Here is a 12,248-nt window from a genome sequence, read left to right on the forward strand (position 1 = left end):
AACCCAACCCTTGGAGCCCTGCCATGCAAACGTCGACCCGAAGCCTCCTCGTCCTTCTTGGCGCCCTCCTCGTGCCTGGCGCCGCCCTGGCATCACCCGCCCTTGCCGAAAAGGCGGGCTGCGGGGCCTGCCACAAGGTCGACGTGAAGCTCGTCGGCCCGTCCTACAAGGACGTCGCGGCCAAGTACAAGACGCGCTCCGACGCGGTTCCGTACCTGTCCACCCGGGTTCGCCAAGGTGGCCCCGGCAACTGGGGCGTCGTACCGATGATGGCCAACGATGTGAGCCGGATCTCGGACGCAGACCTCAAGAGCCTGATCGAGTGGATCCTGAAGACCAAGTGAACGGCCTTCGCAGCAGATCCCCACGCCGCCGGACCGCTCGTCAGCCGCACTGCCCCACGTAGCCGCAGGCGGTGCAGAAGTCGCAGCCGTCCTTGTGGATGACGCTGGCGCTGCCGCACTCAGGGCAGACCTTGCCGGCCATGGGCTGGATCTCTCCGGCCTCGCGCCGGCTGGCCGTGGGCACGGCCAGCACGCCCATCTGCTGCAGCGGCAGACCGCCTTCATCCAGCACGCCCAGCATGGCGTAGCGGTGGATGACCAGGCGCGCGATGTAGGCCACCGTCGAGGGCCAGGTCTGCTGGCGCCGCGCACCCGGCACGAAGGCCATGAACTGGCCCAACGGCTCGGCATAGTTGAGCAGCTTGCGCAGCTTCATGCCTATCCAGGCCGGGTCGACGACGCGCATGTCCAGGCTCAGCACGCGCGCCAGGCCATCGAGCGCGCGTGGGTAGTTGCCCGAAAAGCCGACGGCGCAGGGCCGGGTGACGGTGCCGCCATCGGGGGTGGGCAGAGTCACTTCCTTGAGCGTGAGCGTGAAGGCCTCGCCGGTGGCCGGGTTGTCGATGTCCACCGCCCAGGCCAGCGTGCCGCTGGTGCCGGTGCGCGGCTCGTCGCGGCTGAACATGGCGTCGATCACCGGCGTCGGCCCTTGCGCGTCGAGCGCGCCCAGTTCCTTGCAGCGCCAGCGGATCACCGCCGCCATCGCCGCCACCACACCGGGGAAGGGGCGGCGGTCGCCGGCGGGCGGGAAGGGCATCTCGAAGGGCCGCTCCTCGGCCACCGTGGCCAGGGCGTCGAGCTTCAGGCGCAGCCAGGCGGCGTCGTTGCTGCGCAGGTCCATCGACAGCGTCTTGGCCAGCGCGCCCAGGCCGCGCGGCTGCTCGGCGCCGTTGACCCACACCTCGAAAGGCCGCGGCGGCGTGCCCTCCTCGCCGACGAAGAGCGCGAAGTCGCCAAAGGGGTGCTGGACCATGAAGGTCCAGGCCGCGTTGCCGGCCGGCAGCTCGGGCCGGCCGGGCCAGCGCAGGCTCGAGAGCACCGGCGCCGGCAGGCGGTCCAGCGCCAGGCGGCGGTTGGCGGCGTCGATGGTGAGCGGCGCCGCCGGCTCGGGCGTGACGCTGAGCACCGAGCCGAGCACCGCATTCGGCCGGTAGGTGGCCAGGCCCTTGAGCCCCGAGCGCCAGGCCTGCAGGTAGAGATCCTGGAAGTCGGCATAAGGGTAGTCGGCCGGCACGTTGACGGTCTTGCTGATGGCGCTGTCCACGAACGGCGCCACCGCCGCCACCATGGCCGCGTGGGCCTGGGCCGACATCTCCAGCGCCGTCACGAAGGCCGGCGTGAGCGGGGCGTCCGTGCCCTTGAGGTGGCGGTACAGGCGCCAGGCGTGGTCTTCGACCGCGTATTCCTTGAGCGTGCCGTCGGCCTGGCGCTTCTTGCGCGTGTAGCTCCAGCTGAAGGCCGGCTCGACGCCATTGCTGGCGTTGTCGGCAAAGGCCAGGCTGATGGTGCCGGTGGGCGCGATGGACAGCAGGTGCGAGTTGCGCAGGCCGTGGGCGCGGATGCGCTCGCGCAGGCCCGCCGGCAGCCGGCTGGCAAAGCGATTGCCCGAGAGCAGCAGGTCGGCATTGAAGAGCGGGAAGGCGCCGCGCTCCTGCGCCAGATCGCAGGAGGCTTCATAGGCCGCGTCACGCAGCCACTCGGCGATGCGCCCGGCCTGGGTGCGCGCCGCGGGCTCGTCGTAGCGCAGGCCCAGCATCACCAGGGCGTCGCCCAGGCCGGTGAAGCCCAGGCCCACGCGGCGCTTGCGGCGCGCCTCTTCCTGCTGCTGGGCCAGCGGCCAGACGGTGGCGTCGAGCACGTTGTCGAGCATGCGCACGGCCACCGCGGCCACGGCCTTGAAACCGGCTTCGTCGAAGCGCGCCGCCGGCTCGAAGGCGTCGCGCACGAAGCGCGTGAGGTCGATCGAGCCCAGGCAGCAGCAGCCGTAGGCCGGCAACGGCTGCTCGCCGCAGGGGTTGCAGGTGGCGATGGCCTCGCAGTAACCGAGGTTGTTGTCGCGGTTGATGGCGTCCAGGAAGAGCACGCCGGGCTCGGCGTGGTCGTAGGTGGAGCGCATGACCTGGTCCCACAGCAGCCGCGCCGGCAGCCGGCGGTAGACCCAGATGCCGTCCTCGCGCTGGCGCGCGCCGGCCGCCTTGTGGGCGGCGCCGGGTTCGGCGCGATGCACCAGCTCGACCTCGCCGTCAGCCTCCACCGCCTGCATGAAGGCGTCGCTGAGGCCGATGGAGAGGTTGAAGTTCTTCAGCTCGCCGCTGTCCTTGGCGTGGATGAATTCCTCGATGTCGGGGTGGTCGCAGCGCAGCACGCCCATCTGGGCGCCGCGGCGCGCGCCGGCCGATTCCACCGTCTCGCAGGAGCGGTCGAAGACGCGCATGTAGCTCACCGGGCCGCTGGCGCTGCTCTGCGTGCTGCCCACCCAGGCCCCGCGCGGGCGGATGCGGCTGAAGTCGTAGCCGACGCCGCCGCCGCGGCGCATGGTTTCGGCGGCCTCGGCCAGCGCGGTGTAGATGCCGGGGTGGCCGTCGTCGGGGGTGGAGATGCTGTCACCCACCGGCTGCACGAAGCAGTTGATCAGCGTGGCCGCCAGGCCCGTGCCGGCGGCCGACTGGATGCGCCCGGCCGGCACGAAGCCTGCCGCCAGGGCCTCGGCAAAGCGCGCCTCCCAGTGGGCGCGGCGCTCTGGGGCCTCAACCCCGGCCAGGGCCTGGGCGACGCGGCGATGCACGTCGGCGATGCTGGCCTCGCCGCCCTTGGCGTACTTTTCGATCAGCACCTCGGCGCTGATGGCCTGGGCGGGCAACGCACGGGCGGCGCTGGCAGCGGCCGCGCTGGCGGCGGTCTTGACTCGGTTCATGGCGGGCTTTCGGCAGCGGCTGCCGGGGGCCCGGGTCAGACGCGAGAAAAAACTCAGGTGGCCTGCGCAGGCAGGGGGGTCAACAGACGTTCGAACAGCTCGCGCACGCTGCGGATCTGGGCGCCGAAGGGCAGCGCACCGGCGCCGCGGAAGAACAGACCCTTCTTGACGTCACCGCGCAGCGCGGCCGCGAGCTGGTTGTCGATGCAGAACTGGCCCCAGCCCGGCGTGCCGTCGCGCAGCCCGCATTGTTCCAGGCAATCGAAAGACTTGGTGCAACGGCTCTTGGCGTGGGCCACGGCCTGCAGCCGGTGCTCGATCTTGAGGTAGGCGCGCATCCAGGGCGTGGCCACGGCGCGCGCCGGCAGGCCGGCGACGCTGGTGAATTCCACCATGTCGGTGTCGGCCGCCTCGGCCAGCACGCGCTTGAACTCGGGGTGGGCGTCGCATTCCTCGGTCACCGCGAAGGGCGTGCCCAGTTGCACCCCGGCCGCGCCCAGGTCTTGCAGCCGCAAGATGTCGGCATGGCTGCGGATGCCGCCGGCGGCGATGAGCGGAATCTCGCGCTCAACGCCGGCAGAGCGGAAAAAGGCCAGGGCCTGGGGGATGACGTTCTCGAAATCGAAGCGCGGGTCTTGCAGATCGGCGATGCGGGCCGCGCCCAGGTGGCCGCCGGCCAGGCGCGGGTGCTCGATGACGATGGCGTCCGGCAGGCGCTTCTTGCGCTCCCACTTCTTCACCAGCAGCTGCACGCCACGGGCGTCGCTGAGGATGGGGATGAGGGCGGCCTTGGGGTGGTCTTTCGCCAGCTCCGGCAGGTCCAGCGGCAGGCCGGCGCCGACGACGACGGCGTCGATGCCAGCCTCGAGCGCTCGCTTCACCGAGGCCGCGTAGGAACTGACCGCGCGCATCACATTGATGGCCAGCAGGCCCTGGCCGCCAGAGCGCAGCCGCGCGGCGGCGATCTCGCGGTCAATGGCTTCCAGATTGGCGGCGTCGATGGCCTCGCGGGCGCCCTCGCCGGCCGGCAGGGCGCGCGTGCGCTCCATCAGATCAGGATGGTGGCGGCGCAGGTCGACGCTGGAGAGCGTACCCACGGCGCCCTGGGCGGCCACCGTGCCGGCCAGGCCCTGGGCCGAGACGCCGACGCCCATGCCGCCCTGCACCACCGGCAGCAGGCTGCGGCCGGCCAGTTGCAGCGGGCGCAGGCCGCTGGCAGCCAGCAGGGCGTCCAGGCCCATGGCGACGGCAGCCATCAGCGCAGCACCAGCAGCGGCAGCTTGCTGCGTGCCAGCACGTTCTTGGTGTGCGAGCCGAACAGCAGTTCGCCAAAGGTGCCGCGGCCGTGGGTGACCATCACGATGAGATCGCAGCCGAGTTCCTCGGCGGCATCGACGATGGCCTGGTCGACCGCCTCGCTGCGCACGAACTTGCCCTCGAAACCGACGCCGACCTCGGCGGCACGGTTGCCGAAGCGGCCGAGCACGGTCCAGGCATGGGCCTCGGTGCGGGCCAGGTGGGTGTCAGCCTCGCGCGCATAGGAAGCCGGCGTGGCCCCCATGGCGGGCAGCGGCGGCATCGGCTCGGCCACGAAGGCGGTGATGCGGGCGCCCAGACGCTTGGCGAGCTCGAGGCTGGTTTCGACCGCGCGCTCGGCCAGATCGCTGCCGTCCACCGGGACGAGGATGTGCTTGAACATGCTGGGGCCTTCTGATGGCAAGGGTTGGCCAGGGCACCGATACCGCGTCGGGTGCCGCGGGCGGGCAGCGGGCAAATGTAGTTTTGCAGGCGGCGCCCGGCCTTGACAGGGGTCAAGCCCGCACCCGGGGCCGCCGCGCCTGCGCCGATAATGCGCCCCCCGCCCCCCGCATGGAGACTGCCCCGATGACGCGCGTATTCAACTTCAGCGCCGGCCCCGCCGCCCTGCCGGAAACGGTGTTGCGCCAGGCCGCCGAGGAAATGCTGGACTGGCAGGGCTCGGGCATGTCGGTGATGGAGATGAGCCACCGCGGCCGCGAGTTCATGTCCATCGCCGCCGAGGCCGAGACTTTGCTGCGCCGCCTGCTCGCCGTGCCGGCCGGCTACAAGGTGCTGTTCATGCAGGGCGGCGCCATCGCCGAGAACGCCATCGTGCCGATGAACCTGCTGCGCGGCCACGCCAGCGCCGACTACATCGACACCGGCGAGTGGAGCAAGAAGTCCATCAAGGAGGCCAAGAAATACGGCCGCGTCAATGTCGCCGCCAGCGCCGCCGACAGCGGCTACACCACGATCCCGGCGCGCGAGACCTGGAAGCTCGACCCCGAGGCGGCCTATGTCCACATCTGCAGCAACGAGACCATAGGCGGCGTCGAATACCACTTCACGCCCGAGGTCGGCAGCGTGCCCCTGGTGGCCGACATGTCGAGCAGCATCCTCTCGCGCCCGGTCGACGTCTCGAAGTACGGCGCCATTTACGGCGGCGCGCAGAAGAACATCGGCCCCGCCGGGCTGACCATCGTGATCGTGCGCGACGACCTGCTCGGCGGCGCCCTGCCCGTCACGCCCTCGGCCTTCGACTACAAGACCGTGGCCGACAACGAGAGCATGTACAACACGCCGCCCACCTATGCGATCTACATCGCCGGCCTGGTGTTCAAGTGGCTCGAGGCCCAGGGCGGCCTGGCCGCCATCGAGGCCCACAACCGCCAGAAGGCGGCGCTGCTCTACGACTACCTCGACACCACCCGCTTCTACAGTGCGCCGGTGGCGCGCGACTGCCGCAGCCTGATGAACGTGCCCTTCAAGCTGCACGACGAGGCGCTGGACGGCGCCTTCCTCAAGGGCGCCGAGGCGCGCGGCATGATGCAGTTGAAGGGCCACCGCTCGGTGGGCGGCATGCGCGCCTCGATCTACAACGCCATGCCGCTGGCCGGCGTGCAGGCGCTGGTGGCCTACATGAAGGAGTTCGAGGCGAAAAATGGCTGACGCGGGGGCTGACCGCCTCGCGGTCCTGGTGCTCAACGCCATCTCGGCCAGCGGCCTGTCGCGCCTGCCGCCCGAGATCTACCGCGTCGGCAAGGACATCACCGAGCCCGACGCCATCCTGGTGCGCAGCGCCGACCTGCACGCCATGGCCATCCCGGCCGGCGTGCGCGCCATCGGCCGCGCCGGCGCCGGCACCAACAACATCCCCATCCCTCCGCTCAGCGCACGCGGCGTGCCGGTCTTCAACACCCCCGGCGCCAACGCCAATGCGGTGAAGGAACTGGTGCTGGCCGGCATGCTGATCGCGGCGCGCCAGATCGCCCCGGCGCTGCGCTACGTCTCGGCGCTGGATGTCACCGCGGCCGACCTCGACGCCGTGGTCGAGAACGGCAAGAAGGCCTTTGGCGGCTACGAGCTGCAGGGCCAGACCCTGGGCATCGTGGGCTTGGGCAAGATCGGCTGCCTGGTGGCGGAAGCCGCCATCAAGCTGGGCATGACGGTGCTCGGCTTCGACCCCGAGATCACGGTCGACGCGGCCTGGAGCCTGCCCTCGCAGGTGCGGCGCGCCGCCAGCGTCAACGAAGTGCTGCGCGGGGCCCAGTTCGTGAGCCTGCATGTGCCGCTGGTGGAGGCCACGCGCCACCTCGTCAACGACGGCAATGTCGGCCTCATGCGGCCGGGCGCGGTGCTGCTCAATTTCAGCCGCGACGGCGTGGTCAGCAATGCGGCGGTGCTGGACGCGCTGGCGGCCGAGCGGCTTTCGGCCTATGTCTGCGATTTCCCCAGCGCCGAGTTGCACGGCCATCCGCGCGTCGTCGCCCTGCCCCATCTGGGCGCGAGCACGCGCGAGGCCGAGGAGAACTGCGCCGTGATGGTGGTCGACCAGCTGCGCGACTACCTGGAGCACGGCCAGATCACCAACGCGGTGAACTTCCCCGCGGTGCAGATGGCGCGCGAATCGGCCTGGCGCGTGGCCATCGCCAACAGCAATGTGCCCAATATGCTGGGCCAGATCTCCACCGCGATGGCGCGCGCCGGGCTCAACATCCACAACATGGTCAACAAGTCGCGCGGCGAGATGGCCTACACCCTGGTCGACGTCGAGGCGCCGGTGGCACCGGCGGTGCTGGACGAGTTGCGCGCCATTCACGGCGTGCTGGCGGTGCGCTACCTGCCCCAGCGCTGAGCATGGGCCTGCACACGGGCGCGGTCGAAGGCCCGCCGCGGCTGGAGTTCGACGCCGCCGGGCGCGCCACGGTGACGCTGGCCCGCCCGCGCCACCACAACCGCCTGCACCGCGAAGACCTTCTCGCGCTGCAGGACCACTTCAAGACCGTCGCCGCCGCCCCCGCGGCACGCCTGCTGGTGCTGACGGCGCGCGGCCCCAGCTTCTGCGCCGGCTTCCACCTCGGTGAGCTGGGCGCGGGCGACGGCAGCGCCGAGCCCCAGCTCTTCGAGCGCACGGTGGACGCGCTCGAAGCCCTGCCCCTGCCCACGGTGGCGCGCCTGAACGGCAGCGTCTACGGCGGTGCCACCGACCTCGCCCTGGCCTGTGATTTCCGCATCGGCGTGGCCGGGATGGAACTGCGCATGCCAGCCGCGCGCCTGGGCCTGCACTACTACCCGGGCGGCCTGCGCCGCTATGTCTCGCGCCTGGGCCTGGGCGCGGCCAAGCGGCTCTTTCTGTTGGCGGAGGCGGTGGCGGCCGACGAACTGCTGCGCATCGGCTACCTCGACGAATGCGTGGGCGCCGAGGCGCTGGACGCGCGCATCGCCGCCTACGCTGCCGCGCTGGAGGCCGGCGCGCCGCTGGCCGTGAAAGGCATGAAGGCCTCGCTGGACGAGATCGCCCGCGGCGACTTCGATCTGCCCCGCCTGCGCGAGCGCGAGGCGCTGTGCGCAGGCAGCGCCGACTTGCGCGAGGGCTTGGCTGCCTACGCCGCCAAGCGCGCGCCGCACTTCAGCGGCAGCTAGGGTCCGCGACGAATCACGCTAGGTGGCGCCGCCGCCCATCTGCGTCTGCAGGTAGTTGGGCTCGCCCACCTTGGCCACCAGCTCGATCTGGGTCTCGAGGTGATCGATATGCTCCTCGGTGTCCTCAAGGATTTCTTCCAGCAGTTCGCGGCTCACATAGTCGCGCACGCTCTCGCAGTGGGCGATGGCCTCTTTCAGGTGTACCTGCGAGGCCAGCTCGATCTTGAGATCGCAGTGCATCGTCTCGACGGCGTTCTCGCCGATCAGCAGCTTGCCCAGATCCTGCAAGTTGGGCAGGCCGTCGATCATCAGCACGCGCTCGACCAGCTTGTCGGCATGCTTCATCTCCTCGATCGATTCCTCGTACTCGTGCTTGGCCATGCGCTCGAACCCCCAGTTCTTGAGCATGCGGGCATGCAGGAAGTACTGGTTGATGGCGGTGAGCTCGAGCTTGAGCTGGGCGTTGAGATAAGCAATGACCTTGGCGTCGCCTTGCATGGGGGCTCCCGGAGTGGCTGGTTCGCACTGATTATGGGAGGCGACCCGACTATTGCGCTTGCGCGTCAAAGACAATTGCTAACGCGAACTATTCGCATTATGATTGGCGCATGATCATCTGCGTCTGCCACCGCGTCAGTGACCGCGACATCAACCGTGCCGTGCAGGCCGGTTGCGACAGCTTTGCCGAGCTTCAGCAGCACACCCGGGTCGGCACTGCCTGCGGCCGCTGCATCGAACACGCGCAAGACAGCTTTGCTGAGCTTGGCGGCGGCGGTGGCTGCGGCCACTGCGCCGGCGCCGGGCGCTGCGGCGCCAGCCCTGCGCAGCTGAGCGCCTGAACCGGCGCGCGGCTCTGGCCCACGCCCACGCAGCAGGCGCCAGCAGTAAGAAACCGCCCGCCTAGGCGACTCAACCCTCATGATCATCACCCGACGCCGCTGGTTGCTGGCCACCTTGTCGACCGGCCTGTTGCTCCCTGGCGCGGCTGGTGCGCAGGGCGCCACGGCCACCGTGACGCTGAGCGGACGCACGCTGGACGGCCAGCCCTTCAACCTGGCATGGCTCCGCAGCCATGTGGTGATGGTGGTGATGTGGCGCACCGATTGCGCCGTGTGCCTGGACAAGATGCCCGAGTTGCGCGCCAACGCCCGCGGCTGGCGCGACAAGCCTTTCGACATCGTGCTCGTCAACCTCGACGGCCAGCGCGCCGATGCCCAGGCCTACGACCAGCTGCGCCGGCTGGCGGCAGAAAGCGGGGGCTCGATTTACAGCCTGTGGCACGGCGAGGTGGACATGCCGGCCTCGTGGCGGGGCAGTTCACGGCTGCCGCTGACGCTGGTGTTCGACCGCGCCGGGCAGGTGGTGGGCGGCCACGAAGGCCGCATCCCGCCTCAGGCCTGGGACCAGGTGGCCGACCTGCTGCCCTGAATGAAAAACGGACGGCTGTGCCGTCCGTCGAAGCGCGAGTGCCGGGTGCCGACACCGCCCGCGGCGGCATCGGTCCGGCAGGCCTGGCTTACAGGCGCTCGAACACCACGGCGATGCCCTGGCCACCGCCGATGCACATCGTCGCCAGCGCGTACTTGCCGCCGGTGCGCTGCAGTTCGTAGATGGCCTTGGTGGCGATGAAGGCGCCCGAGCAGCCGATGGGGTGGCCCAGGGCGATGGCGCCGCCGTTGGGGTTGACCTTGGACATGTCGTACTCAAGGCCGCGCGCAACCGCGATGGCCTGGGCCGCGAAGGCCTCGTTGCTCTCGATCACGTCCATCTGGTCCAGCGTCAGGCCGGCCTTCTTGAGCGCCAGTTTGACGGCCGGGATCGGGCCTTCGCCCATCACGTCATTCGGCACGCCGGCCAGCGCATAGCTGACGATGCGCGCCATCGGCTTGTGGCCGGCGGCGGCGGCCACGGCGGCGTCGGCCAGCACGAAGAAAGCGGCGCCGTCATTGATGCCCGAGGCGTTGCCGGCCGTCACCGAGCCGTCCTTCTTGAAGGCCGGCTTCATCTTGGCCAGCGATTCCAGCGTCGTGCCGGCCTTGACGTGCTCGTCGGTGTCGAACACGACCTCGCCCTTCTTGGTCTGCTTGACGATGGCGACGATCTGGCTCTTGAAGCGGCCCTCGGCGATGGCGGCTGCCGCCTTGCGGTGCGAATCCACCGCCAGCTGGTCCTGCTCCTGGCGGGTGATGCCCCACTTGGTGACCAGGTTCTCGGCCGTGATGCCCATGTGGCCGACACCGAAGGGGTCGGTCAGCGTGGCGACCATCGTGTCGATGAGCTTGGTGTCACCCATGCGTGCGCCGGTGCGCATGGCCGGGCTGAGGTAGCCGCCGCGGCTCATCACCTCAACGCCGCCGCCGACGCCGTAGTCACAGTCGCCGAGCAGGATGTTCTGCGTCGTCGTGACGATGGCCTGCAGGCCGCTGCTGCAGAGGCGGTTCACGGCCATGGCCACGCTGTCCATCGGCAGGCCGGCCTGGATGCTGGCCACGCGCGCCACATAGGCGAAGCGGCCTTCGGTGGGAATGGTGTTGCCCACCGTCACGTAGTTGATGGCCTTGGGGTCGACGCCCGAACGGACCACGGCTTCCTTCATCACGGTGCCGGCCAGTTCCGCCGGCTCGATGTCGGCCAGCGAACCCCCGAAGGTGCCGATTGCCGACCGGGCCGCGCCCAGAACCACCACATCACGCTTGCTCATGTTCAGGTCTCCTTGCACTAAAAGAATGAGTTTGTACCCCAAGTGGGCCTGCGCCGGCTGGCGGCGGGCTTACGCCCCGGCACGGCGCCCTCAGCCGAGCGGTGGCAGGCCGTCGTCGATCGAGAAGGCCAGGCCGGCGTGGGCCTGCAGCCGGCGCACCAGGGCCAGCCCCATGGCCGCGCCGGCGGTCCACACGCCGCCGGGGGTGGCGATGCGGTCGATGTCCTGCATCAGGCACAGGGCACTGGCCGCCACCATGCGCGCGGTGGAGCCGTAGCCGGGGTCGCGGTCGCCGGTGACGGTGGCGCCCAGGCTGCGGCCGTCGGCGGTCTCGCCGCTGAAGACAATCTCGTAGTGGCCGGCCTCGCGCTCCTGGGCGCTCGGCCCCTCGCCCGGCCGCGGCAGCGCAAAGCGGCGCAGCATGGCCCGCGTCGGCGCAAAGGCCAGCAGCGCGTTCTGGATGCGCAGCTGGCGGGCGAGCCGGCGCGCCCGCATCTCGCCCAGCTGGCCGGTGCCCGCCAGCATGCGCTCGTCGTAGACGAAATCGCGGCCCCAGGGATGGCCGCGCAGCGCATTGGTGCGGTGTACGTTCTTGGTGTTGATGGGCGCCATCACGAAGGGCGCCGTCCAGGCCCCGCCGCGCTCGTCGCAGGCCGCGCCTTCGTCGTCGGGCTGGGGCGGGCCGAAGAAGCCCGGCGTGAGCGCAAACGGATCGGCCATGGTGCGGGCGGTGGCCGGGTCGCGCCGCATCTGCTCCATTGTCGCCAGCAGGCTTTCGACGGTGCCGCCCGAGGGCCCGCCCTTCATCGTGCGCACGCGGCAGCGCAGGCGCTGCAGCGGCACGCCCAGGCGCTGCAGCGCCTCGTCCTGCAGATAGACCACGCCCAGGTCGAAGGGCACGGAATCGAAGCCGCAGGAGAACACGATGCGGGCACCCGAGGCCCGCGCCAGCGGCTCCAGGCGCGGGATCATGCGCGCCATCCAGCCGGGCTCGCCGCAGAGATCGACATAGTCGACGCCGGCCTCGGCGCAGGCTGTGACCAGGGGCTCGCCGTGCTGCTGGTAGGGGCCGACGGTGCTGATCACCACATCCGCCTGGCGCACCAGCTTGGCCAGCGCCGGGCCATCGGCAGCGTCGGCGGCCAGCAGCGGCAGGTGGTCGGCCTGGGGCAGGCCGTCGCGCACCCGGCCCAGGCGGCCGACGTCGCGACCCGCCAGGGCCCAGCTCAGGCCAGCGCCCGCCACGCTGCCCTGCTGCAGCACCTCGGCGACGAGGCGCCCGGTGTAGCCGCTGGCGCCGAAAAGGATGAGATCGAAAGGCTTTCTCATGCACTATCGTCGCACAGCC

Annotated in this window: 12 protein-coding genes; 6 read left to right on the forward strand and 6 right to left on the reverse strand. The window is 70.5% G+C overall.

Features of this window, described 5'->3' with window-relative positions; translation table 11 throughout:
* Window positions 1-23 precede the first annotated feature (23 nt).
* Window positions 24-344: a c-type cytochrome gene (locus JMV16_RS10690; protein WP_201494215.1), complete on the forward strand. Its 321-nt coding sequence runs from the start codon at window positions 24-26 to the stop codon at window positions 342-344.
* Window positions 345-384: 40 nt separating this feature from the next.
* Here JMV16_RS10690 and JMV16_RS10695 read toward each other — a convergent pair whose 3' ends face one another.
* The 3 genes from JMV16_RS10695 to JMV16_RS10705 are packed head-to-tail and all read right to left on the reverse strand — an operon-like array spanning window position 385 to window position 4,957.
* Window positions 385-3,258 carry an adenosylcobalamin-dependent ribonucleoside-diphosphate reductase gene (locus JMV16_RS10695; RefSeq protein WP_201494216.1) on the reverse strand — a complete coding sequence of 958 codons (2,874 nt, stop codon included), beginning with the start codon at window positions 3,256-3,258 and terminating at the stop codon, window positions 385-387.
* Between the two features lie 53 nt (window positions 3,259-3,311).
* Complete coding sequence (locus JMV16_RS10700; RefSeq protein WP_201494217.1) at window positions 3,312-4,514, reverse strand: NAD(P)H-dependent flavin oxidoreductase; 1,203 nt, start codon at window positions 4,512-4,514, stop codon at window positions 3,312-3,314.
* Entirely contained in the window at window positions 4,514-4,957 is a 444-nt protein-coding gene (locus JMV16_RS10705; RefSeq protein WP_201494218.1) for a universal stress protein, read from the reverse strand. Before JMV16_RS10705 ends, JMV16_RS10700 begins: the two co-directional genes overlap by 1 nt.
* Before the next feature lie 185 nt (window positions 4,958-5,142).
* Between JMV16_RS10705 and serC the strand changes: the two genes are divergently transcribed.
* Genes serC through JMV16_RS10720 form a run of 3 tightly spaced genes read left to right on the forward strand, consistent with a single transcriptional unit; the run spans window position 5,143 to window position 8,199 of the window.
* Window positions 5,143-6,225 (forward strand): 3-phosphoserine/phosphohydroxythreonine transaminase, encoded by a 1,083-nt coding sequence (serC, locus tag JMV16_RS10710; protein WP_201494219.1) that lies wholly within the window; start codon window positions 5,143-5,145, stop codon window positions 6,223-6,225.
* A complete protein-coding gene (locus JMV16_RS10715) occupies window positions 6,218-7,411 on the forward strand; it encodes a phosphoglycerate dehydrogenase (protein ID WP_201494220.1) in 1,194 nt (397 codons plus the stop codon). The genes serC and JMV16_RS10715 overlap by 8 nt, the downstream gene beginning before the upstream one ends.
* Window positions 7,412-7,413: 2 nt before the next feature.
* Complete coding sequence (locus JMV16_RS10720) at window positions 7,414-8,199, forward strand: enoyl-CoA hydratase/isomerase family protein (RefSeq protein WP_201494221.1); 786 nt, start codon at window positions 7,414-7,416, stop codon at window positions 8,197-8,199.
* Window positions 8,200-8,217: 18 nt separating this feature from the next.
* On the opposite strand, the gene bfr is transcribed toward JMV16_RS10720, so the two are convergent.
* Window positions 8,218-8,697, reverse strand: coding sequence for a bacterioferritin (bfr, locus tag JMV16_RS10725; protein ID WP_201494222.1), 480 nt, complete (start codon window positions 8,695-8,697; stop codon window positions 8,218-8,220).
* Between the two features lie 110 nt (window positions 8,698-8,807).
* Here bfr and JMV16_RS10730 point away from each other — a divergent pair, with 110 nt between their 5' ends.
* Complete coding sequence (locus JMV16_RS10730; protein ID WP_201494223.1) at window positions 8,808-9,038, forward strand: bacterioferritin-associated ferredoxin; 231 nt, start codon at window positions 8,808-8,810, stop codon at window positions 9,036-9,038.
* 79 nt (window positions 9,039-9,117) lie between these two features.
* Complete coding sequence (locus tag JMV16_RS10735; protein ID WP_201494224.1) at window positions 9,118-9,627, forward strand: TlpA family protein disulfide reductase; 510 nt, start codon at window positions 9,118-9,120, stop codon at window positions 9,625-9,627.
* 88 nt (window positions 9,628-9,715) lie between these two features.
* Here the strand turns inward: JMV16_RS10735 and JMV16_RS10740 are convergent, their stop codons facing one another.
* A complete protein-coding gene (locus tag JMV16_RS10740) occupies window positions 9,716-10,900 on the reverse strand; it encodes an acetyl-CoA C-acyltransferase family protein (protein ID WP_201494225.1) in 1,185 nt (394 codons plus the stop codon).
* Between the two features lie 90 nt (window positions 10,901-10,990).
* A complete protein-coding gene (locus JMV16_RS10745; protein WP_201494226.1) occupies window positions 10,991-12,229 on the reverse strand; it encodes a saccharopine dehydrogenase family protein in 1,239 nt (412 codons plus the stop codon).
* Between the last annotated feature and the right edge of the window lie 19 nt (window positions 12,230-12,248).

It is taken from the genome of Rubrivivax sp. A210, assembly GCF_904426505.1.
Taxonomy (GTDB): domain Bacteria; phylum Pseudomonadota; class Gammaproteobacteria; order Burkholderiales; family Burkholderiaceae_C; genus Rubrivivax.

Excerpts from the sequence above, each read along its gene's own strand:
- JMV16_RS10745 (WP_201494226.1), bottom strand. The coding sequence starts at position 12,229 with ATGAGAAAGCCTTTCGATCTCATCCTTTTCGGCGCCAGCGGCTACACC.
- JMV16_RS10735 (WP_201494224.1), top strand. The coding sequence starts at position 9,118 with ATGATCATCACCCGACGCCGCTGGTTGCTGGCCACCTTGTCGACCGGC.
- JMV16_RS10700 (WP_201494217.1), bottom strand. The coding sequence starts at position 4,514 with ATGGCTGCCGTCGCCATGGGCCTGGACGCCCTGCTGGCTGCCAGCGGC.
- serC (WP_201494219.1), top strand. The coding sequence starts at position 5,143 with ATGACGCGCGTATTCAACTTCAGCGCCGGCCCCGCCGCCCTGCCGGAA.
- JMV16_RS10690 (WP_201494215.1), top strand. The coding sequence starts at position 24 with ATGCAAACGTCGACCCGAAGCCTCCTCGTCCTTCTTGGCGCCCTCCTC.
- bfr (WP_201494222.1), bottom strand. The coding sequence starts at position 8,697 with ATGCAAGGCGACGCCAAGGTCATTGCTTATCTCAACGCCCAGCTCAAG.
- JMV16_RS10705 (WP_201494218.1), bottom strand. The coding sequence starts at position 4,957 with ATGTTCAAGCACATCCTCGTCCCGGTGGACGGCAGCGATCTGGCCGAG.
- JMV16_RS10715 (WP_201494220.1), top strand. The coding sequence starts at position 6,218 with ATGGCTGACGCGGGGGCTGACCGCCTCGCGGTCCTGGTGCTCAACGCC.
- JMV16_RS10720 (WP_201494221.1), top strand. The coding sequence starts at position 7,414 with ATGGGCCTGCACACGGGCGCGGTCGAAGGCCCGCCGCGGCTGGAGTTC.
- JMV16_RS10695 (WP_201494216.1), bottom strand. The coding sequence starts at position 3,258 with ATGAACCGAGTCAAGACCGCCGCCAGCGCGGCCGCTGCCAGCGCCGCC.
- JMV16_RS10740 (WP_201494225.1), bottom strand. The coding sequence starts at position 10,900 with ATGAGCAAGCGTGATGTGGTGGTTCTGGGCGCGGCCCGGTCGGCAATC.
- JMV16_RS10730 (WP_201494223.1), top strand. The coding sequence starts at position 8,808 with ATGATCATCTGCGTCTGCCACCGCGTCAGTGACCGCGACATCAACCGT.